General features: G+C 69.7%; 5 protein-coding genes. All 5 read right to left on the bottom strand.

Annotated features, from left to right (window positions below):
• Positions 1-5: 5 nt before the first annotated feature.
• Complete coding sequence (locus tag ACFOGJ_RS14465; protein WP_379901559.1) at positions 6-2,288, bottom strand: HlyD family efflux transporter periplasmic adaptor subunit; 2,283 nt, start codon at positions 2,286-2,288, stop codon at positions 6-8.
• On the bottom strand, positions 2,273-3,685 hold the full coding sequence (locus ACFOGJ_RS14460; RefSeq protein WP_379901557.1) for an efflux RND transporter periplasmic adaptor subunit: 1,413 nt from the start codon (positions 3,683-3,685) through the stop codon (positions 2,273-2,275). The genes ACFOGJ_RS14465 and ACFOGJ_RS14460 overlap by 16 nt, the downstream gene beginning before the upstream one ends.
• Positions 3,682-4,662, bottom strand: a complete 981-nt coding sequence (locus ACFOGJ_RS14455; protein ID WP_379901555.1) for an efflux RND transporter periplasmic adaptor subunit — start codon at positions 4,660-4,662, stop codon at positions 3,682-3,684. Before ACFOGJ_RS14455 ends, ACFOGJ_RS14460 begins: the two co-directional genes overlap by 4 nt.
• Positions 4,659-6,344, bottom strand: a complete 1,686-nt coding sequence (locus ACFOGJ_RS14450) for a TolC family protein (RefSeq protein ID WP_379901553.1) — start codon at positions 6,342-6,344, stop codon at positions 4,659-4,661. Before ACFOGJ_RS14450 ends, ACFOGJ_RS14455 begins: the two co-directional genes overlap by 4 nt.
• 205 nt (positions 6,345-6,549) lie before the next feature.
• The gene (locus tag ACFOGJ_RS14445; RefSeq protein WP_379901551.1) at positions 6,550-23,721 is read right to left on the bottom strand and encodes a cadherin-like domain-containing protein; all 17,172 of its coding nucleotides are present in this window, start codon (positions 23,719-23,721) and stop codon (positions 6,550-6,552) included.
• Between the last annotated feature and the right edge of the window lie 286 nt (positions 23,722-24,007).

Here is a 24,007-nt window from a genome sequence, read left to right as displayed (position 1 = left end):
CCGCGTCAGAAGCTGAGTTCCCGGCGCAGCAGGCCGACCGTTCCGGCCCACAGGCGGTCCAGCGCACTGCGCGGTGCCGCCGCCACCACCACACGGCCGGGAACCGGCCGCGCCGGCAGCGCCGGCAGCTCCTCCAGCTCCAGCCGCAGGCGGTACTGCGCCTGCGCCGGCACCAGTCGCTCCTCCCGCCCGTCCTTTGCCGGCAGGGGACGGACCGCCACCGGACCGCCCAGATGGGCGGCCAGGTAGGGCTCCTCCCAGTCGCGGACGGCGGTCTGCGGCAGCGACGCCAGCCGGGCGGGAATGTCGGGAAGCAGGGCGCCATCGGCGACGAACCGGGCCTCGGCACCGGCACTCAGCCGCGACAGGTCGTCTTCGGGCACATAGGCGGTGAGGGCCGGCGTCGCGTCGCCGACGATCGCGGCCAGCCGTTCGCCCTCGCCCAGCCATTGACCGGGCCGCAGGTCGGGCACCACGCCGCGCACGGTGCCGTCGAACGGCGCGCGCCGGACCAGGTCCTGGCGGCGGGCGCGCAGACGGGACAGGGTCGCCGTCTGGGCGGCCAGGTCGGCATCGATCACCGCCGTCTGCTCCAGCAGCCGGTCGTCCATGCCGCGGCTGTCGCGCTGGCGCCGCAGCTCGGCGATGCGCCGCTCGGTCTGGGCGATCTCGTGGTTCAGGTCGGGGCTCTCCAGGACTGCCAGCGCCTGGCCGGCCCGGACCTGCGCCCCGTCACGCGCCTTCACCTCGACCACCCGGCCCGGCTCCGTCAGGTAGACCACGGCGTGGCGCGCCTGCAGGATCGCCGGCAGCGACAATTCCGATCGCCAGGGGATCATCAGGGCGCCCACCAGAAGGGCCAGGATTGCAGCCGTTCGCATCAATGTGCGCATGCGCGCCTCCCCTCGCCGCCGGACCCAGACCGCCAGTTCGCGGGTCACGGGGTGCAGGATGAAGAACCAGATCTCCAGGACGAACAGCACGATCCCCAGCAGCTTCACGAAGAAGCTGTAGACCAGGAGCGCGATGCCCAGGAACAGGAAGAAGCGGTAGATCCAGGTGGCGAAGGCGTAGACCAGCCAGAGCGGACGCGCCGTTTCCGGCGGGGTGTCGCCATAGCCGAACAGCTTCTCCCGCAGCCACCACTTGGCCACGGCGAAGGAGCGGTCCTGCAGGTTCGCCACGCCGAGCCAGTCCGCGAACAGGTAGTAGCCGTCGAACCGCATCAGCGGGTTCAGGTTGATCGCCAGGGTCAGCACCAGGGTGACCGAGGACAGCAGGAAGCAGGCGCTGCGCAGCGGGCCGTCCGGCAGCAGATGCCAGAGCAGCAGCGCCAGCACGCCGATCGCCAGCTCCACCAGGATGCCGCCGGCGTCGATCCACAGCCGGCCGCGCCGGCCGGTGGCCCGCCATGCATCCGTGGTGTCGGTGTACAGGACCGGCCAGAGCACGATCAGCGCGACACCCATCCGCGGCACCCGGGCGCCCTGCGCCTTGGCGATATAGCCGTGACCAAGCTCGTGCAGCGCCTTGATGCCGCACAAGGCCACCGCATAGGCCAGCACCCCTTCCAGGGAGAAGAAGTCGACGATCGTGCCGACATAGGTCTCCAGGTCGCGCAGGGTCAGGAACAGCGCGAACAGGCCGAGGACGCACAGCACGGCCCGGCTTGCGGGATGGCCCAGCCAGCGCACCGTCGGCAGGGTCGCGGCCAGGAAGCGGTCCGGCTTCACCAGCGGCAGGCGCAGGAACAGGTAGGAGTGCAGGAAGCGCATCACCGGACCGTGCCGGCGCTCGCTGCGCATCCGGAACAGCGCCTTCTGCTGCGCATCGACCTGCACCAGATTGTGCTGCCGCAGGAACCGCGCCAAGTCCACGACCTGCTGTTCGGAAATGGCGAAGCCGACATGGGCGGTGGCCGAAGCGGCGACCTCCTCCGGCAATGTCTCGCCGTCCATCCGGCGCAGCAGTTCCAGTTCCACCCAACCCAGGCGGAAATTGCCTTCCGCGACCGGGTCGTGCAGCAGCCAGGCCGGTGCCCCGTCATCCTCCGGTTCCGCCGGCTGCAGGGTCAGGTCGGTCCGCAATGCCGGCACCGGCTGCGGCGGCATGCCCTGCCCGGCGCCGGCGCCGGCGCCGGCGGCACGCTGCTGCAATTCGGCCGCGGCCGCGGGATCGACACGCAGGGGGTTGGCCGACGCGGCCGGGTCCGGTGCCGCACCGGCCGGCGCGGTCCCGGTCGCGGCTCCCGCAGCGCCGGGCAGGCCCGGGATCAGAATCCCAGCCATTGCCGCGCCGCGGCGAAGGGCCGCCGGAACAGGTAGTGGTAGAGCGGCACGGTCTCGCCGTTCAGCCGCGCCGTGCCGCGCCAGCCGAAGCGCACATCCGCCGCTGTGACCGACCCGTCGCCAGGCTGCCCCGGACCTGCCTGGCTGTCATCCGGCAGGAGCTCCGCCCGCATCCGGTAGGACAGGACGCCGTCATCGCCGACGGTCGCATGATAGTCCGACCGCCTGAGCCGCGCCGGCAGCGCCTGGTCGGGTGCCACGTTCAGATAGACATCGACATCGGCGCCCTCGGGCAGCGGCAGGTCGGCGGCCACCGGCAGGTGGATCTCCACCTCCTTGTGCGCCGGATCGGCGACCGTCATCAGCCGTTCGCCCAGCCGCACCGGGCGCCCGACCAGGTCCTCCGGCTCCGGCACGATGGCGACCCCGTCTGCATGGGCGCGCACCTCGACCCTGTTCAGCAGTTCGCCGACATAGTCCGCCTCCGCCCGCGCCTGCGCGATGCGCGCCTCCAGGATCGGCAGTTCCGCCTGCGCCTTGCGGTCGGTGACCGCCGATTGCTGCGCCTGCCGGAACTGTGCCTGCGCCACCTGCAGGTCGCGTTCCGCCACCGCCTGCCGGGCGCGCAGCTCCAGGTCGTCGAGGCTGATCAGAAGGTCGCCCCTGGCGACGGTCTGCTGCGGGCGGGCATGCACTTCCCCCACCACCCCGTCCAGCGGGGAGCGCACGATGCTGGGCTCCAGCGGCACGATTTCCATCGGCGCGATCGCACTCTGGGTCACCGGGATGAACATCGCCGCGACGACCGCCGCCAGGGCGGCCAGCCCGGCCGCCCAGCCCAGCGTGCGCCGCCGCACACCGGGCCGGAACCGCCGCCGGCCCTGCAGGGCGAACCAGGCATGGGCGGCGGTTTCCACCCAGCCGGCCAGGATGCGCAGTTCCTCCGGAGAGAAGGGCTGCTCCCGGAACAGCAGCAGGCCGCCCAGCGCCAGCGCCGGGCCGGTCGCATCGTCGGCCGGCGGCTGCAGCGGCAACCAGACGCCGTTGCGCGGCACCGCCTCCGGCCACGGCTCCTTCAGGCCGCGCGGCAGCGTGGCGGGATCCACCGCCCGGGGCTCGCCGGTGCCCTTGCCGGCAGCCAGCAGCTGCCCGAGCCGCCCGGCCCAGCGGGTGAAGGCAGCCTCCCGCACCGGACCGGGAATGCCGGACACCGCCTCCACCCGCCGGGAGCGGCGGAACCACAGCGCTGCCATGCCATAGCGGCAGAGGATCGCGGTGTCGTTGACCAGAAGGTGCCAGAGCTCTTCCGGCGTGGTGGCGGCACGGGCCTTCTGGCCCAGGGTCATCAGGTTGGCCAGGCCCCGCAGCTGGCGGTTCAGGCCGTCGGGCGCGCTCACTTCGCCTTGCCCCCGTCGTCTGCAGCGGCGGCGCCTGCCGTGTCGGCCCGGGCGAAGCGCAGCAGGCCGCTCATCCCGGGCAGCAGGCCGGGCGGGTGGCTGGCCAGGCGGCCGATCACCCGCACCGTCTGGCTGACCGGATCGACGGTGCCGCCGAGCCGGTCGACCCGGCCGTCCAGGCGGTCGCCGGTCTCGTCCACGGCGATGGAGAAGGCATGGCCCGGCGCCAGCCAGGCCAGCCAGGGCGAGGGCACCACCATGTCGACTTCCAGTGCCCCGGTATCGACCAGTTCCACCACCGGCTCGCCGGCATTGACGAACTGCGACTGCTGCGCGGCCTTGGCGGTGATCAGTGCGTCGAAGGGCGCGGCGATGCTGCACTTCTCCAGCATCGTGTCGAGGCCCTCCAGCTCCGCCACGGCGGCGGCATATTCCGCGCGGGAGAGATCGGCCTTCACCTGGCCGGCCCCGCCGCGGCGGACCAGCGCGGCATCGGCACGCATCGCCGCCCGCGCGGCATCGGCCCGCGCGGCCGCGGCCCGCCGCTCCGCCCGCTCGGTAGAGCAGTCGAAGGCGATCACGGTCTCGCCTTCCGCGACCCGCTGTCCCTCCAGGAAGGCGAAGCTGTCGATCCGCGCCGGAATCCCGGCGGCCAGGGTGGTGAAGCGGTAGGAACGGAGCTGCGCCCGCACCGGCGACGTGCCGTCCGCCGCGCCCCCCGGATCGTGCCCGAGATCGCCGCCCGTTTCGCCGCCGAGATCGCGACCGTCTGCGCCGGCCGCTCCCGCGGTCGCTGCATCATCGCCGCGCGCCGCGGGCATGTCGGCACCAGGCCGCGCCTTCGGCATCGCCGGACCCGGCGGCAGGGGCAGGGGTTCTCGCGCCTCCTGTGCGGCCGCCGGGGCGCCGGGCGGCAGCCCGGCGGGCAGGAGGATGCCGGCGACCGCCAGGGTCGCCAGCAGCAGCCGCGGGATCACGCCCCCGCCCCCTCTGTCTCCACCGCATCGAGGGCGCCGGACTCCTCCCGCCGGGCCGGGGTTGGCGCGGTGGCGGGTTCCGGCAGGCTCTCCTTCGGCGCCGGCGCCAGGTAGTCCAGGATGTCCTCGACGACCCCCATCACGCCGCCGGGGCGTCCCTCGACCGAGGTCGTCGACGGCGGCGGCGGTGCGGTGCCGAGCGGCCGGTCGTCGGCCAGCAGGCCTTCATAGTCCAGACCGATATCCTCGAAATACGGCACCAGGGTATCCATCCAGTCGCCGGAATCGATGTCGTTGCCGACAAGCCGGATATAGGCGGCCAGCTGGTCGACGGTCAGCAGGTGGAAGTTGGTCGGCACCGGGTCCAGGCCGGAAGCGTTGAGCAGGGTCCCCAGGGTCTCCTGCGCGTCGGCATAGGCCTGCATGCTGGCCAGCTCGCTCTGCAGCGAGTCGACCTTGCTCTGGATCAGGTCGACCTCGCCAAGGGCCTGTGCTGCCGCCGCGCCGACCTGGATGTCGGCGATCTGCTGGTCCAGGTCCGCCCGCTCGCGCGCCAGCTCGATCGTCCGCAGCGCGTTGATGTAGTTGCGCGAGGCGACATTGACCTGGGTCACCACCGCCATGTTGGTCGCCAGCCGCGACAGGGCCGCCAGGTCGGTCCGCGCCTGGTTCATCTTCCGCGTCTCCGGGTAGGTGGCGATGCGGAGCAGGTTCCAGGTGACGGTGGTGGTGGCGTTCAGCCAGTTATTGTAGGCGAGGTAGGAATTGCTGTCGAAATTGCCCGACAGGCCGAACTCAAGCCCCGGCAGCAGGCGCAGCAGCGCCTTGCGCGCCTCCAGCTGCTCGATGCGCAGCGCATAGAGCGTCTCGCGATAGTCCAGCGACTGGGTCAGCGCATAGAGCTCCAGCGCCTCCATCGGCACGTCCATCTCCGGCAGATCCGGCAGACGCCCATCGTCGACCAGCCGTATCGGTGCGCCCGGCGGCTCGTTGATCAGGGAGTTCAGCTGCACCTCGGCCACCCGCAGGCGCTGCTCGGTGGTCTCCAGCTGCTGCACCACGGTGAGCAGCCGCCGCTTCTGTGTCAGCGCGTCGAAATTGCTCAGATAGGCGCCGGTGCTGATGCCGGTGTCGATCTCGGCCAGCGCATTGAGCGCCTCTTCCTTGATCCGGACCACCTCGTCGCGGAGCCGCTGCGAGGCGAGCGCCGACCAGTAGGCGCGTCGCACCTGCATCAGCAGGTCGCGCATGATCTTTTCCCGCGCGCCCTGTGCGATCAGCAGGCGGGTGCCCTCCTGCTTCGCCTGCAGGTAGCTGACGCCGAAGTCCAGCACGCTCCAGGAGGCCCTGATGTCGGCCAGGGTGCGGAACTTGTCCGCCGAAGTCGCCGGCTCGTTCGACTGGATGCCGCTTCGGATCGTCTCCGAGATCGAGGCATCCTCCGGCGTCCGGTAATCGAAGCCGGCACTGGCCGCCAGGGTCGGATAGAGGTCGAACCGCGCCAGGTCGACCTGCCCCTTGGCCAGTGCGATCCGCATCAGCTCCACCCGGTGGCTCAGGTTGTAGGCCACCGCCCGCGCCATCGCCTCCGGCAGGTCCAGCTCGCCCTCGATGGGCGCCTGGTTGTTGCGGATAATGAACTGGTCGAAGCGAATATTCTCTTCGATCGTCTCCGTGTTCAAAGGTTCCGGCCTGACCGAACATGCCGCAGCCAGCAGCAGGACAGGCAAGACTAACCCCCATCGCAGCATACGCATCACATCCCCACGCTTCCCCATTCGGGGTTGTTCCGCTTTGGCACAATAAGTGCCGCCCATATCCCTTTCGTTGCAGCAAATGTTCCGCCCGAATTGGGATCGGACTGGGACGGGGCAGCGGACCGGGGATCTAGGCGAACAGACGGGCGATATCGTCGAGCAGGGCCTCCCGCTCCTGCGCGAAAGCGAAACGGAGCGACTGGCGCTGCAGTTCCGCGCGGCCGCTCGGCCCCGCCTCGCCCGCCAGGTCGAAATCGCCTTCCCAGGCGTCCAGCGCCGCCAGGTCGACCAGGATCGGGTCGGACTGCAGCGACGCGTCCTGGTCGCCGGGCAGGGCCGGATCCTGGCCGGCATCCGGCGCCAGCCCGGCATCGGGTCCGGCTTCCCCGTCCAGGCCGGGGACCGGGCCGAGCAGCGGGTCCAGGCCAGGCAGCTGGTTGCCGGTTTCGCCCAGTTCGGGAATGCCCAGGCCCTCGCCCTCGGCGCCGTCTTCCGCCGGCGCATCGGCGGGCGCACCCTCCCCGGCATCGAACTGGCTCTCCGCCGCCGACTGGCCGACGGTCGCACTCTCGATCACCTGGTCGTCGCCCTCGCCGCCGATGGTCAGGGTGAAGGTGGTCGACGCCTCGTTCCCGTCCGGGTCACGGCCGACCACCTTGATGTCCAGCTTGCGCGGATCGCCCTGCTCCATCAGGTCCGGATTGACCATGAAGCCCTGGGTCTGCGGGTTGAACTGGATGTACTTCGGCAGCGGCGAGCCGTCGGCCAGGGTCACCTCCACCCGGATCTGCACCGCCGGGTCGCTGTGCTGGAAGGCATTGGACGGCAGGCTGAAGGTCTGCGCGCCGGTATCGCCCACGACCTGGGCATCCAGCGCCACGGTCAGGCGCACCGGGTTGTCCCGCGGATCGCCGGTGCGGCTGAAGCCGTTGCCGCCGGCTGCCGTGGCGATATTGCTGAGGGTGGAGGGGTCGAAATTGGCGAAGTTGAAGGTCGGTGGCGCGACGCCGGGCCCGGCCGCGGGTCCGGCCGGTCCGGGACCGGCCGGCGCCCCAGCCGGGCCGAGGCCCGGCGTGACGAACGGCTGCGTGCCGAAGGGAATGTCGACGGTCGGCGGCACGGTGCCGACGGGCCCGGTGGCGGGGCCGGTGCCGGGTCCCGGGGCCGGCGTACCGGTCGGTCCCGTCGTCGGGCCCGGCGCCGGATCCGGCGCGCCCGGGGTCGGGGTCGGCCCCGGGGTGGGAGTCGGCGCCGGCGGCGCGGGCACGGCGCCGCTCAGGCCGTTGACCGTGATGCGGATGGTCGCGGTGGCGGTCAGCCCGCCCGGATCGCGGACGGTGTAGGTCGCCTCCGTCACGCGGGACTCGCCTGCATTCAGGCCGGTGAAGTCGGCGCCCGGGGTAAAGGTGTAGCTGCCATCCGCCCGGATCACGAAGGTGCCGCCGGTGGAGCCGGCGACGGTCCGCGGGTCCACCGACAGGGAATCGCCGTCGGGATCGGAATCGTTGGGCAGGGCGGTGCCGGAGACCGGCGTGGATTCGTCGGTGGAGTTGGTGTCCAGCACCGCGACCGGCGGGTTGTTGGCGCCGGCCGTCACGACCCGCACCCGCACCGTGGCCAGGTTGCTGCCCAGCTGGTTGGCCCCGCCGGCATCGCCGATGCCGGCATCGACGGTGCTGATCGCGAAGCTGCGCTGGACGCCGAGGCTCGGGCTGCCGGACACATTGCTGTAGGTCATGCCGGACAGGGCGGCATTGGCGTCGGCCAGGCTCATCACGCCGCCGCCGGAACGCGCCAGGGTCACCGTCGCGGTGCCGCCCGCCCCCGGTGTGACGGAGAGGGTGAGCTGCGCACCGGACGCGCCGGTCACGTTCATGCTCTGCTGCGCGGTCAGCGACAGGGCCTGGCCGTCGAGGCGCAGCAGTTCCGCGCCGGTGTCCGCCAGGCCGCCGATCGACAGGGTGACCGACATCAGGTTCAGGTTCTCGGCATCCGCAAGCGGGGTGCCCTGGAACAGGGCGACGTTCTGCAGCGGATTGGCGCCCGGCGCGCCCTGCTGCAGCACGATCTCCCGGTCGGTGCCCGCCGCCGCGCCGTTGAGGTCCGCCGTCGGCGCGGTGTTGGTCGCGGTGGAAGAGGCGTTGATCTCGAACGGGACGGAGCGGTCCGCGTAGCGGCTGGTGCCGCCGGTGGCGCCGCCACCGGACAGGTCGACCGTGGTGCCGCCCGCCGGCGGCGTGCCGCCGTTCTCGACCAGGATGGCGGACAGGGCCGGCGCGGCGCCGCCGAAACCGCTGGCCGGCATGAAGCGGACCCGGTCGTTGGCGTCGAGCACCAGCGCATTGCCGGCGGAGCGGTTGCCGATGTCGATCCAGGGCCCGGTGCCGTCGACCCGGTACTGCCAGGAGCCGCGGCCCGGATCCGTCGTGTTTCCGACGATCGCGATGCCGTGGAAGCTGTTGGAGGCGGAGCCGCCCGGGATCGCATCGCGCGGGTCGGTGAACTTGCCCGTCGCGATGGTGGCGATGTCCTGCCCGGTATGGGCCGCGTCGCTGATCGTCGACGGCACTGCCGGCAGCGAGACCGCATTGCTGTTCGACGCGACCGGCGCGTCGTTCACCGCGGCGACCACCACGGCGATGGTGCGGGTCGTGGCCAGCTTGTTGGAGGTGCCGTCGGCGAAGGCGAAGTCGCCGGGATTGGCGCCGGCATTGTCGGTGTCGTCGAACAGGGCGGTCGGCCGCTGGCCGGAATTGCCTTCGTCGTTGACCCGGATCGTCAGGGTCAGGCTGCCGTTCCAGTCGGCGGCCTCCGCCGCACCGGGGCTGTCCGGCAGGGCGATGGTCAGGGCCTGCAGGCGGGAGTTCAGCTGGTCCTGGGTGGCGCCGGTGATCGTGATGGTGCCGCTGCCCAGGCCGCTGACCGTGCCGCCGGCACCGCCGACCGCGCTGAAGGTCGCGCCGGAGATGCTGACCTGCACGCTCATCAGCCCGTTGGCGGCATCGGGATCGGCGATCCGGATGCCGGCGCGGGAGGCATCCAGGGTGATGGTGGCACCCGCCTCGTCGACGGTCAGGTCGGTCGCGAAGACGGATGCCGGATCGTTCTCCGGAATGATCGTCACCGGCAGGGTCGCCGCAGTGGAGGTGCCGCCCGTGCCCCCGTCATTCACGGTGATCTGCAGGGTGCGGTTCGTGGTCGGCGCATCGGAACTGTTGCGCATGAGCAGGCTTTCGATCACCCGCTCCACCCGGGCCAGGGTCGCATCGGCGCTGGTGAAGGTGACCGTGAAGTCGGTGCCATTGCCGCCCGTGGCGGTGCCGATCTGCAGCCAGCTGGTGGTCGCCTGATCGTAGATCCGGACAACACCGGTGGAATTCTGCCAGACCTGCCCGTCGGCCGGGCTCAGCGGCTGGCCGACATGGGTCGGCAGGGCGATCCGGTCCTCGCCGGCCACGAGGCCGGTGACCGTTACATTGCCGCCGTTGAAATGCGGACTGTCCAGGTCGCTGATGTCGACGGAGGTATCGAGTGCCTGCCAGCTCCGGTTCAGGCTGTTTTCCAGCAGGGTGACGGAATCGACATTGCTGAGCGACGGGGTGTCGTTGGTCGGGTTGACCGTGATCGTCGCCACCGCCTGGTTGCTGTCCAGCTGGTTGGCGCCGGCCGCGTCGTCGTTGCCGGCGTCGCGGATCGTCACCTGCACCGTGCGGTTGCCCGCCGTGGGGTCGCCGGAGGTGTTGTTGTAGGTGATCCCCTGCAGCAGCGACTGGAAGTCGGTCAGGGCGTCGAAATTCGCCCCGTCGGCGGTGATCGTGACGGTTCCGGCAGTGGCATTCACGCTCACCAGGAAGTCGCCGACATCGGTGTTGGTCGTGTCGGTGCCCAGCTGGAAGTCGGTCCCGCCGATGGTCAGCACCTCGGCATTGCCGTCCTGCAGCCCGCCGAGGGTCAGGACCATCCGCACCAGGTTGGTATTGTCGATATCGGCCAGCGCGCCGTTCTCGGCGATCTTCACCGGCACGTTCGGCCCGGCGCCCAGGGTCTCCGTCCAGGTCACCGCATTGCCGGTCCCGGCGCCGGCGCCGTTCAGGTCCACGGTCGGCGGGTCGCTGACCGCGGTGACGGAAATCGCCAGGTCGAAGCCGGTGGCGGAATAGCGGCTGGTGCCGCCGGTGGCGCCACCGCCCGACAGGTCGACCGCCGTGCCGCCGGCCGGCACGCCGGTACCGCCATCCTCGACCAGCCGCACGGTCAGGTTGGGGGCGGCGCCGTTATAGTCCGCCGCCGGGGCGAAGCGGATCTTGTCGTTCGCCGTCAGCACCAGCGCGGTGGACAGGCCGCGATTGCCGATATCGGTCCAGGTCGTGGTGCCGTTCAGCTGGTACTGCCAGGACCCCTTCGCATTGTCGACGGTGTTGCCGACGATCGCCACGCCATGGAAGCTGTTGGCGCTGGAGCCGCCGGTGATCGCGTCGCGCGCGTCGCCGAAACGGCCAGCCGCGAAGCTGGCGACGGTGACCCCGGTATTGGCGGCGCTGGAGACATCCTCCGCGATCGCTGTGAGGTTGACCGTCGCGGTCGAGGAAGTGGTCGGCGCATCGTTCTCCGCCGCCACCGTGACGGTGATCGTCCGGGTGGTCTTCAGGTCGGAACTGACCCCGTCGACGAAGTCGAAATCGCCCGGATTGGCGGTCGCGTCGTTGGTGTCGCCGATCAGCCCGGTCGGCCGCTGGCCGGAATTGCCATTGTCGTCGGTCACCACGGTGACGGTGAACTGGCCGTTCCAGTCGGTGCGCTCCGGCGTGCCGGCCTCGTCCGGCAGGGTGATGGTCAGGGCCCGCAGGCGGGAGATCAGCTCCGCCTGGGTGGCGCCGGTGATGGTCACGGAGGTGCCGTTCAAGGCGCCGACCGTGCCGCCGGCGCCGCCGACCGCCGTGATCGTACCCGCGGACACCGTGATCGTGGCATCGAAGGTGCCGCTGCCGACATCCGGGTCGCTGACGGAGAAGGCGGCGTTGCTCGCGTCGATCACGACGGTGGCGCTGCCTTCCGCACCGGTCACCGCATTGGCGGTGATCGAGGTCGGGTCGTTCTCCGGCGTGATCGTCACCGGCAGGTTCGCCGCCGCAGTGCTGCCGCCGGCATCGCCGTCGGACAGGGTCAGGGTCAGGGTGCGGTTCGTGGTCGGGGTGTCAGAGGTGTTGCGGAAGGTCAGCTGCTCGATCACCCGCTCCACCCGCGCCTTGGTGGCGTCGGTGGAGGTGAAGCTCACCGTGAAGTCCGCGCCATTGCCGCCGGTGGCGGTGCCGACCTCGACCCAGGAACCGCTGTCGCGGACATAGACCTTGTTGTCGTCGGTGTCGCGCCAGACATCGCCGTCGCTCGGGCTGCCGGGCGCTGTCGCGCTTTCCGGCAGGGAGACGATGTCCTGCCCGGCGACCAGGCCGGAGACCACCAGCGAGCCGCCGTTGAAGTCGGCGGAATCCGCGTCCGTCAGGGTGATGCTGGTATCCAGGAACTGCGCGCCCTGGTTCAGCGTGTTCTCCAGGAAGGTCGCGGCATCGACGGTCAGCCGCGGCTGGTCGTTGGCCGGCGTGGTGGTGATGGTCGCCACCGGCTCGTTGCTGTCCAGCTCGCCATTGACGCCGCCGGTGCCGGCATTGTCGATGCCGGCATCGCGCACCTTCACGTCGACCGTGCGGTTGCCGGCGGTCGGGTTGTCGGAGCTGTTGGAATAGGTGATGCCCTGCAGCAGGGTCTCGAACGCCGTCAGCGCGGCGGTCGTGGCGCCGTCCGGCGTGATGGTGAAGGTGCCGGTGCCGGAGGCATAGCTGACCCGGAACGCCCCGACATCGACATTGGTCGCGTCGGTGGCCAGCTGGAAGTCTGTGCCGCCGATGTTCAGCACCTCGGCATTGCCGTCGACCACCCCGCCCAGGGTCAGGGTCATGCTGACCAGGTTGGTATTGTCGATATCGGCCAGGTCGCCGCTGGCGGCGATCTTCACCGGGGTATGGGCGGTATTGGCGCCTTCGCTGAAGGTCACCGCGTTGCCGGTGCCGGCCGCACCGCCGTTCAGGTCGACGGTCGGGGCATCGTTCACCGCGGTGACGGTGGTGGTGATGTCGAAGCCGTTGGCGGAATAGCGGGTGGTGCCGCCGGTGGCCCCGGTCAGGTTGACCTGGCTGCCGCCCGTCGGGACGCCGGCATCGCCGGCATCGGTGCCGTCCTCGACGATCCGCACCGACAGGGTGGTGGCGGCGCCGAAATAGTTGGCGGCCGGCTTGAAGCGCAGCTTGTCGTTGGCATCCAGCACCAGCGCGGTGCCGATCGCCCGGTTGCCGACATCGGTCCAGGCGCCGGTGCCGTCGACCTGGTACTGCCAGACACCCTTGGCCGCATCCACGGTGTGATCGACGATCGCGATGCCGTGGAAGCTGTCGCCGGTCGTGCCGCCGGTGATCTGGTCGATCGGGTCGGCGAAGCGGCCGGAGGCCAGGCTGGCCACGGTGTAGTCCGGCAGGCTGCCATCGGCCGTGTCCTCGGCAACGCTGGTCGCGTTCACCGTGGTGGTGGCGGTCGCCACCGGCGCGTCGTTCACCTGCGCCACCACCACGCTGATCGTGCGGGTGGTGATGATGTTCGGGTTGCTGCCGTCGGCATAGGCGAAGTCGCCGGGATTGGCGGTCGCGTCGCCGGTATCGCCGTCGATGCTGCCGGTCGCCTCCCGCGCCTGGGAGGAGCCGCCGTCATTCACGGCCACGGTGACGGTGAAGCTGCCGTTCCAGTCCGCCCGGGTCGGGTCGCCGGCCGCCTTTGCCGGCTCGTCCGGCAGGGTGACGGTGATCGCCTGCAGGCGCGAGTTCAGCTCGGCCTGCGTCGCGCCGGTGATCGTGACGGAACTGCCGCCCAGCGCGCCGACCGTACCGCCGGCGCCGCCGATCGCGGTGATCGTGCCCTTGCTGACCGTGATGGTGGCGCCGAAGGTGCCGGGGCTGTCCAGGTCGCTGACGGTGAAGTTGGCATTGCCGGCGTTCAGGACGATTGTGGCGGAGCCCTCGTTCACGTTGACGTCGCTGGCGCTGACCGAGGCGGGATCGTTCTCCCGCGTGATCGTCACCGCCAGGTTGGCCGCCTGGGTGCTGCCGCCGGTGTCGCCGTCGGACAGGGTCAGGGTCAGGGTGCGGTTGACCGTCGGAGTGTGGCTGTTGTTGCGGAAGGTCAGGTGCTCCAGCACCGTCTCCACCCGCGCCTTCGTCGCGTCTGCCGTGGTGAAGCTGATGGTGAAGTTCGCGCCGACGCCTCCGGCCGCCGTGCCGACTTCGATCCAGGCGCCGCCGTCGCGGACATAGACCTTGTTGTCGTCGGTGTCGCGCCAGACATCGCCGTCGCTGGGCGCCGCCGGCGCCGTGGCGCTTTCCGGCAGGGAGACGATGTCGTCCGCGTCCAGCCCGCCGACCACCAGCGAACCGCCGTTGAAATCGGCGGAATCAGCGTCGGTGATGGTGATCGAGGTATCCAGCAGCGCCGCCGCGTCGTTCAGCGCATTCTCAAGGAACGTCACCGGATCCAGGTTGCTGAGGCGCGGCTGATCGTTCGCCGGGGTCACCGAGATCGTGGTGCGCGGCAGGTTAGAGACCAGCTCGTTGTTGCCGCCGCCGGAGCCGGCATTGTCCAGGCCCGCATCGGTCACCGCCACGTCGACGGTGCGGTCGCTGGTCGCCGGCGTGTCGGACGTGTTGTGGTAGGTGATGCCCTGCAGAAGGGACTGGAAGTCCGCCACCGCGTCGACTGCCGAGCCGTCCGGCGTGATGGTGAACACCCCGGTGCCGGAGGCGTAGCTGACCCGGAAATCGCCGATATCGACATTGGTCGCGTCGGCGCCCAGCTGGAACGCGGTGCCGCCGATGGTCAGCACCTCGGCATTGCCGTCCACCACGCCGCCGACCGTCACGGTCATCCGGATCAGGTTGGTATTGTCGATATCGGCCAGCGCGCCGCTGGCGGCGATGTTCACCGGCGTGCCGGCGGCATTCGCGCCCTCGGTGAAGGTCACGCTGTTGTTCACACCGGCGCCGGCGCCGTTCAGGTCGACGGTCGGCGCGTCATTCTCCGCCGTCACCGTGACGGCGATGTCGAAGCTGTTGGCGGAATAGCGGGTGGTGCCGCCTGTGGCACCGGTCAGGTTGTGCGTCGTGCCGCCGGTCGGCAGGCCGGCATCGCCGGCATCGGTCCCGTCCTCGACCATGCGGACGGTCAGCTTCGGCGCGGCGCCGAAATAGTCGGCCGCCGGGTTGAAGCGCAGCAGGTCGTTGGAGTCCAGGACCAGGGCGTTGGCGATGGTCCGGTTGCCGACATTGGTCCAGGCGCCGGAGCCGTCGATCTGGTACTGCCAGTCGCCCTTCGCATTGTCGACACTGTTGGCGACGATCGCGATGCCGTGGAAACTGTCGGAACTGGAGCCGTCAGTGATCGCGTCCAGCGGGTCGGCGAAGCGCGACGCGGCGATGCTGCTGACCGTATGGGTCGACAGCGCATTGTCGGCCGTGTCCTCGGTGATCGAGGTCAGGGTCACGTCGGTCGTCGCGGTGGCGATCGGCGCATCGTTCACCGCCGCGACGGTCACCGCGATGGTGCGGGTGGTGATGATGTTCGGATCGGTGCCGTTGGCATAGGCGAAGTCGCCGGGATTGGCGGTGGCATTGTCGGTGTCGCCGACGATCGTGCCGGTGGCTTCGCGGTTCTGCGACGAGCCGCCGTCATTGACCGCCACGGTGACCGTGAAGCTGCCGTTCCAGTCGGCGCGGGTCGGGTCGCCATGGGTGCCGGCCGGCTCGTCGATGAACTGGATGGTCAGGGCCCGCAGGCGGGCCTGCAGCTGCGCCTGGGTGACGCCGGAGATCGTCACCGTTGCGGTGCCGACATCGTTGACCGTGCCACCGGAGCCGCCGACCGCGCTGATCACGCCTTTGCTGACCGTCACGGTCGCGCCGAAGGTGCCGGGGCTGTCCAGGTCGCTGACCGCGAAGGCGGCGTTGCTGGCATCCAGGGTGACGGTGGCGGAGCCCTCGTTCACGTTCACGTCGCTGGCGGTGACCGAGGCCGGGTCGTTCTGCCTGGTGATGGTGACGTCCAGGTTCGCCGCCTGGGTGGTGCCGTCGCCATCGCCATCGTCCAGGGTCAGGGTCAGGGTGCGGGTCAGGGTCGGCGTGTGGGAGGAATTGGCGAAGGTCAGCGCCTCCAGCACCCGCTCCACCCGGGCGGTGGTGGCATCGTTGGTGGTGAAGCTGACGGTAAAGTTCGCGCCGTTGCCGCCGGAAGCGGTGCCGACCTCGATCCAGGCGCCGCCGTCGCGGACATAGACCTTGTTGTCGTCGGTGTCGCGCCAGACATCGCCGTCGCTGGGCGCCGCCGGCGCGGTCGCGCTTTCCGGCAGGGAGACCACGTCCTGGCCCGCCACCAGGCCGCCGACCACCAGCGAACCGCCGTTGAAGTTGGCGGAATCCGGCTCGGTGATGGAGAAGCTGGAATCCAGGGTCTGCGCCGCGGCGTTGATCGCATTTTCCAGGAAGGTGACCGGATCGGCGCCGGTGATCCGCGGCTGGTCGTTCTGCGGCGTGATGCCGATGGTGACCCGTGGGGTGTTGCTGCCCAGCTGGTTGTCCGCCTGACCGCCGGCGCTGTCGTCCAGGCCGGCATCGGTGATCGTCACGTCGATCGTGCGGTTCCCCGTATTCGGCGTGTCCGAGTTGTTCAGGTAGGTGATGCCCTGCAGCAGGGTCTCGAACGCGGCCACCGTCGCGACGGTCGACCCGTCCGGGGTGATGGTGAAGGTCCGCGTGGTCGGGTTGTAGCTGACCAGGAAGCTGCCGACATCGGTGTTGGTATAGGTCGTGCCCGACAGGGTGAAGTCGGTGCCGCCGATGTTCAGCACCTCGTCGGTGCCGTCCGGCAGGGCGCCGAGCTGCAGCACCATCTGGGTCAGGTTCTGGTTGTCGGCGTCGGACAGGTCGCCATTCTCGGCGATCTTCACCGGCGTGCCGGCGGCGTTCGCCCCTTCGGTGAAGGTCACGGAATTGTCGCTGCCCGCAGCCCCGCCGTTCAGGTCCACCACCGGCGCGTCGTTCAGCACCGAGAAGGTCACCGTGCCGGTGATGGTGTTGGAGGTCAGCGCGGTCGGGCCGCCGGCATTCTCCGATCCGGAATTGTTGTTGCCGTCGCTCAGCACGATCGAATAGGCGCGATCGGTGTCGGTGCCGTAGACGGACGGATTGTCGGAGGTGGAGTTGTAGCGGATCGCCTCGATGATCGCGGCGACCTGCGCCGCGCTGGCGGACGAGGACAGGTTGATCACCAGCGCCGCGCCGTTACCGCCGGAGGTCGAGGCGACACCGGCCGGGCTGCCGTTCAGCGACAGCACGTCGCCGGAGACATAGCCGTCGGTGATCGACACCGTGATGGTGCCGCCGCCGAAGGTATCGTCGCTGAGATAGAGGAAGTCGACCGCGTCGGTCGCGCCGGCGCCGGTCACCAGGGCCAGCCCCTCGGTGCCGGTGCCCAGGCCGGCATTCTCGTCGACATTCGGGTTGGTCGCCGTGCCGGTGATCGACGGCGCGTCGTTGCGGGCCGCCACTGTCACGCCGATGGTGGAGGTCAGCGACCATTGCCCGGTCGCCGAATAGCTGACCGTCTGGCCGGTCTGGATCGAACCGATGGTCGCGTCGGAGGCGCGGATCGTCAGGGCGCCCGGCGTGCCGTTGTAGTCGGCCGCCGGCACGAAGCGCAGGCGGGCGCTGGCGGTCAGCAGGATCGCATTGGCGTCCGACGGGGCGCTGCCGCCCTCGCCGATATCGGTCCAGGTATTGCCGTCGGCGGAATACTGCCAGACGCCTTCGGTGGTGGCGGCATTGCCGACGATGGCGATGCCGCCGAGGGACGCGGAGGCGTCGCCGCCGCCGGTGATGCCCGTCCGGTCGTCGGTGGCGTCGCTGTACTGCGCCGACACGATGGCGGACACGGTCTGCCCGGTGGGCGTGACATCCTCGACGCCGGCGGCGGCGGATGAGGCCGTCAGGGCCGGCGCGTCGTTGACGTTGTCGACGCTGGTCTGGATCGTCGCGCTGCCCGGCGACCAGGCGCCGGTATTGCCCAGGCCGCCGGTGGCATTCAGGTTCTTGGTGTCGCCGCTGCCGGTGGAGGCGGAGATCGCGCCCAGGTTGGAGCTGTCCGCCAGCCGGACCTGCAGGGTGCCCGGCGTGCCGTGGAAGTCGGCCGCGGGGACGAAGCGGATCTGCCGGTCGGCGGCAAAGATCAGCGCCGACGTGGTCGACAGGCCGGAGGCCGGAATGTCGATCCAGCCGCTGGCATCGCCGTTCTGCACCTGCCAGCTGCCCTGGCCGGCGACATAGTTGGTGGAACCGACGATCGCCACGAAGCTCAGCGCGGTCGCGCCGTCATTGCCGCTGATGCCGGTATCGCTGTTGGTGAAGCCGTCCTGGTCGTCGGTGGCGTCCGCATAGGCCGCCGCCAGCAGGGTGGAGAGGGTCTCGCCGCCGCCGTTCGCATCCTCGGTCGCCGCCGCCACGGTATAGGTGCCGCTGGCCGACGGGTCGTCGTTCACCGGGGTGACGGTGATGTTCAGGGTGTCGGTGTCGGTCTGGTCGGCCAGGCCGCCCGGATGGTCGTCGGTGGTCAGCACCTTGATCGACGCCACGCCGGCCGCGCCGTGCAGGTCGCCGGTCGGGCGGAAGCGCAGCAGCTCCAGGGCCGTGTTGATGTTGGCCAGGGTGCCGGTGATGGTCATGTCGGTAGTGTTGTTGGCATTGCCCTGGCCGAAGCTCAGGGTCACGTTCTGGGCATTCTGCAGCCGCATCTGCCCGCCGATCGAGGTCAGCTTCACCGAATACTGGTTGCTGCCGAAATTGTCGGAATCCGCGATCTGGATGAACTGGTTGGCGCCGTCCTTCACCTGGGTCCAGGAGGAATCCTCCGCCACCGAGAACGCGGTCGGCAGGGTGTTCACCGGCGGGTCGTTCAGGGTCGACATCTGGATGTCGAAGTTCAGGCTCGCCTGCAGCGCCCCGGCGCCGCCATTGCCGCCATCGTCGACCGTGACGGTCATCGTCGCGGTGGCATCCGGGTCCGCCGACGGCGCGGTATAGACCATGCCGTCGAGCGCGGCGTTCACCTGCGCGATGGTGCCGGTGATGGTGACCGTCGCGGTACCGTTGTTGCTGATGCCCGCGCCGCCGCCAGTGCTGGCGGCAACTGTGCCGGTGGTGACAGAGACGGTGACCGTCATCTGGCCGGTGGTAAACTCGCGGTCCGTGACGGTGGTGGCGATGTCCTTGTCGTCGCCGACCTGGATCAGGTTGCCGTTGGCGGCACTGAAGGTCAGCGTGGTGCCGCTATCGATCACCTGCGTGCCCGGATTCGATCCGACGGTCGGCGCGTCGTTGGCCCGGTTCACCTTGACCGCGATCGTCTCGCTGTCGGTCAGCGCGCCGCCGGAACCGGTGCTGCCCAGATCGCTGACGGTCAGCGAGATGCTGGCCTGGCTGTTGTTCTGGTTGTTGTAGTCGGTGGTCGGCGTGTACTTCAGCGTATTCAGTGCGGTGTTGATGGCGGTGCGCTGGCCCGTCAGGGTCAGGGTGGTGCCTGTACCATGCCCGGTGACGCCGCTGGTCTGGTCGATGGTGACCTGGCCGTCGCCGTTGCTGACGGTGATCGTCACCTGGATGTTGCTGGTCAGCGCGTCAGAATCGGAGACGGAGATGCCGCTGATCGCGTTGTCCGTCGAATCCTCGTCCACCGTGATGTTGGCGGGAACATTGTCCAGGCTCGGGGGTTCATTGGTCAGCGACGCACGGATCGTGATGCTGGCCAGGGCGAAATTGTCGAAATCGCCGCTGTCGGTCGGGGTCTGGCTGTAATAGTCGTAGACCGTGTTCGGCACCGTGCCCGGTGTACCGCCGATGGTCGGCGCCTGGTTGACCGCGCCGCCGTTCGCGCCTGCGGTCAGGGTACCGGTGCCGTCGCGCAGCCGGTCGTCGACGATGACCTGAACCTTGTATTCCGCGTTGCGGTCGGTGGTGAAGGTGACCGACAGTTCCGACAGCGCGTCGTTGAGCTGCGCGCGGGTGCCCTGCATCACCAGATAATCGTTGCTGCCGTTCTTGTCGGCATCCACCGTCACGCCGGTGGCCGCCTTGATGCCGATCGCGACATCCGCATATTCGCCGGCGGCGAAGGCCGTGCCGTTGCTCTGGGTCAGGCGCACCACCACCCGCAGGAAGTCGCTTTCCCCGTCCGCAGTGGAGACCAGGTCGGTCAGGTCGGTATCGCCGACGGAGACCCCGGCGATGATGTTGTTCGCCGGGGTGACGCTGGTGATGTCGACCTTGCCCGACGGCACGGTCACGGTCGGCGTCTCGTTCGCCGGGTCGATGTAGATGTGGAATTCGTTGTTGTTCTGCTCCTTGTCGCCATCGGCAAGGGTGAACTTGAACAGATCGTCGGGGCTGACCCCGTTGGTGGTCGGCTCGGCACCGGCATGGATGTACCAGAGCTTGCCGTCCAGCACGTCCTGGGTGGTGAAGGCGGAGTTCAGGCCCAGATAGTTGAAGCTGGCGCCGCCGTCGTTGGAGATCGCGATATAGCCCAGGGTCGGCAGCTGGGTGATCCGGTACTGCACCTGCTTGGTGGTGCTGTCCGGATCGTAGGCCTGCAGGTAGGTCGAGGTGATGTTGACCTTGCCGCCCTCGGTCACCGTGACCGGGTCGTTCTTGACCGTGGAGTCGTCGGCATTGGTGTTGTCGTCGATCGCGTTCTCGTCGCGGCCCACTTCGGTCGGGTCGGCGTCGGACGGGGTCTGCGCGATCTCCGGCGCGTCGTTCACCGACGAGATCCTGAAGGTCACCGTGCCGGTGCCCGATGTGGCGTCGCGGCGATCGACCGCCACCGCCTGGAAGCTGTCGGCGGTGGTCTCCGTCCCGGCATGGACATAGCGCAGGCGGGTGGTGCCGGAATCGCCGGTGATCCAGCTGGCGTCGATCAGCGCATTGCCGGTCTGCCCGGTCACCTCGACCTGGGTGATGGTCACCCAGTTGCCGCTGCCGGTGGTGTCGACCTGCAGGCTGCCATTGTCCGGCAGGTCGGTGATCCGCAGCCGCAGGACATTGCCGCCGCCGGTGCCGTGGTTCAGGGCGAAATTGTCGCCGACATAATCGCCGTCGGCCGGGTTCTCCAGATAGCTCTCGGCGGAGTTCGTGTCGTCGGGGTCGGCGGCGCTGATCATCGCCGAGGTGATGCCGACGGTATCGCCCTCCTTCAGCTTGTTGTCGCTGGAGCCGGAGATCGTCGGATCGTCGTTGATCGGCGTTGCGTAGACGGTGAAGGTGCCGGTCGCGGTCTGGTCGACCAGGGTGTTGGGGTCGACCATGCCGGCGGAGACCTCGAAATCGAAGCTCCCCTTGAAATCCTCGCCGCCATCATGGACGAAGCGGATCCGGCCGGCGTCGATCTCCGCCTGGGTGAAGGTGCCGAACAGGCTCAGGCCCGACCAGCTGCCGGACCCGGTGGTGTCGCGCTGCAGGCTGCCGGGCAGGTCCAGGCCCATGATCGTGTAGACGATCTGGTCGGTGGTCACGCCGGCCGCGGTGTAGCGCAGCATCACCGCCGTGCCCCCATTGCCGTCATCGCCCAGGATGGTGCCGTTGCCGCCTTCCGACACCGTGCCGGCATCGGTCGGGTCGGTCGGGTTCTGGCCGACGAACAGGATCTGGTTGGGGTCGGGCTGCGGCGGCTCCGGCACATTGCCGCCGCCGCCGCCGACGGTCCCGGTGCCTTCCGCCAGGTTGATGGTGAAGGTGAACTGGGTCAGCGCATCGCCTTCGGTCGGCCCGTCATAGATGCCGCCCTGGCGGGCAAAGTCCTCGCCGTTCGCCGCCCAGCGCAGGCTCTGGGCATTGTCGAAGACGACGAACTTGAAGGTATCGGTGGTCTGCGGGTCGGGGTTCACCGTCTGCACATAGACGATGTTGCCGGCGATCACGTCGCCCAGGGTGAAGGTCTCGCCCGACGCCAGGACATTGCCGTTCTTCAGCAGCTGGCCGTACTGCAGGCCGGTGCCGACCAGGGCAAAGGTCAGGGCGCTGTCGTTCGAATCGCCATCGGTGGCGTTCATCATCGCCTGGGTCAGGACGACCCGGTAATTGTCGGCGGTGGCGCCGGCATTGCCGTCCGGGCCCGCCTCGGTGACGGTGGCGGTCAGGGTGCTGCCGCCGTCCCAGGTCGGGTCGTCGTTCACCGCGGCGATGTTGATGGTGAAGGTGCTCGCGGTGGTTTTCGCCCCGCCGCTGCCCAGGCCGCCGCCGGCGTCGGTGACGGAGAGGCCGAAGCTGTCGGTCGCCGCCGCGCCCACCGGGTCGGACCCGTCATGGACATAGGTCAGGTTCGACTTGTCGGCGGCGGCGATGACGAAGCCGGCGCCGGCCAGGTCGCCGGCCGTCAGCGCCCGGTTGATGCTGGTGGAGACGCCGTTGATGACGGCATTGCCATTGTAGAACAGGGTGCCGCGGCTGGTCAGCGAGGTGATCCTGATGGTCACGCTGTCGCCCGGATCGCCGCCGGTCCCGGTGGCGATGCCGGCCCCGACCGGGGTATAGCTGGCGCCGCCATTGCCGGTATTGGCATTCTGCGCGTTGGCGGGCTGCCCCTCATAGACCGAGGCGGAGCCGCCGACCGTCGGCGCCTGGTTCACCGGCGTGATGGCGATGGCGACCGTCGCGGTGTCGGAATCCGCCTGCGGGGTCGCGCCGTCATTGACGGAGACGGCGAAGGAATCGGCCGTGTTCTGGTCCGCGCCGGTCGCCGTGTGCTGGTAGGTGATGCGGTTGTTGACCACATCGTCATGGGTGAAGATCGAGCCCACGCCCAGCAGGTTGCCGCTCTTCAGCAGGTTGCCGTGGGTCGGCGCCGCGGTCAGGCGATAGACCATCTGGCTGTTTTCCTGCGCCCCGACGGCCAGCTCCGGGTCGGTCAGGGCCAGGGCGGCGGCCGTCACTGTCGTGGAGGCCGCGCCTTCCACGACGGTCATCGACCCGTCCGGCACCTGCGCCGGATCGCTGGACGGCCGGATGATGGCATAGGCGGTGCCGGAGCCGGACAGCCCTTCCGCGTCGGTCACGTTGATCGACAGGGCAACGGAATCGGCCGTGGCGCCGACCTCGTAGTCGGCGGCGGTGAACTGCAGCTGCGCCAGCCAGGCATTGGCTGCCGTGCGCGAGCCGTTGAAGCTGAAGCCGTTGGCGATGCCGGTGCCGTTGCCGCTGGAGTCGGACAGGCTGCCTTTCGCCGGATCGCCGACGGTGACCGAGACGGTCACGGTGGCATCCAGGATCGGATCGCCATTGATGTCGTTGGCGCCGGAATGGTCGTCGTCGGTGATCGACAGCCCGGTCAGGGTGGCCGTCTGGCTGCCACCGCCGGCCAGCGAGGTCGGCTCGCTGACGGCGTAGGAATAGGGGGTCTCCACCGTCGGGGCGGCCAGCTTGTCCACCCAGGCGGCGCGCGCGGCCGCCGCAAGCGGCGACAGGCTGGTGACCGAACCGGCGGTTACCTCCAGCTGCCAGTCGGCGCCCAGGGACTGCGCACCGGTATCGTCGTCAGAGGCGGCGATGTCGGCGCCCGTCAGGCTGGCCAGCGCGGTCACCAGGTCCCGCCCTTCGGCGCCGGCACCGGTGTCGCAGCCGTAGAGCAGGATGTCGGCGTCCAGGATCAGCCCTTCGCTCCAGGCGCGGAAACTGTCCGCCAGCTGGGTGCGGGCCCGGTCGCCGTCCACCAGCTGGTTGCCCAGGGTGAAGGAGCCTTCCTCGCCATGCGCGAGAATGTGGATCGCCGCCGTGGGGCGGTCCGCCGCCAGCACGGCGCCGATCTTGGCGACCCCGTCCTCGCCGGCACCGACCCGCAGGACCTCGACCCCGTCGGGAAGGCTCTCCAGCAGGGTATCGGCCATGCGGACCCGGGAATCGACGACCAGGAGGGTGCGCCCGTCGGCTTCGCCGCCCTTTCCTTCACCATCCTGCTGGTCCGGCCGGGCATCGGCCTCGGCCGCGACATTCTTCTCGTCCCGGCTGGGCGCGACCGCGCCAAGGGCATCGATGGTATCGGCGACCTGCTTTTCGGCCGCGGCATCACGGGGGTCGGGCTTCGCCTGGTCCGGGTCGGGCCCGCTGCCGCCATCGGCCGCGGTCGCCATGCCGGCTGCGTCCAGAAGGATCCGCTTTTCGAGCGCGATCATCCCCATTTGCCTCGCCTCCGTAACCCTGCGCCCTCCCCCGCGGCCCCACGCCGGTCGGGGAAGACCCCGCCGACCGACCTGAGCGGATCGGGCAAATCGCGCCTGTGCCATTTGAGAACAGGCTGCAACTAGCGAGGCAAAGGGCGTGCCGGTTCACGCCGGCCGGATGGCCGGCACGTCCCGACGGCGAGCATCCTGAGGCAGGTCCAAAGCAAGGCACAATAAAATTTGATAAAAAACGAATAACAAGTGGTTAAAATCAACTATCGGCTGCATAACGGTTCAC

It is taken from the genome of Marinibaculum pumilum (assembly GCF_042646425.1).
Classification (GTDB): Bacteria; Pseudomonadota; Alphaproteobacteria; order Ferrovibrionales; family Ferrovibrionaceae; genus Marinibaculum; species Marinibaculum pumilum.
Note: the sequence above shows the minus strand (reverse complement) of the source record. Positions and strands in the feature narration are given on the sequence as shown.

Coding starts and splice junctions, on each gene's coding strand:
- ACFOGJ_RS14465 (WP_379901559.1), bottom strand. CDS start 2,288: ATGGCTGGGATTCTGATCCCGGGCCTGCCCGGCGCTGCGGGAGCCGCG.
- ACFOGJ_RS14445 (WP_379901551.1), bottom strand. CDS start 23,721: ATGATCGCGCTCGAAAAGCGGATCCTTCTGGACGCAGCCGGCATGGCG.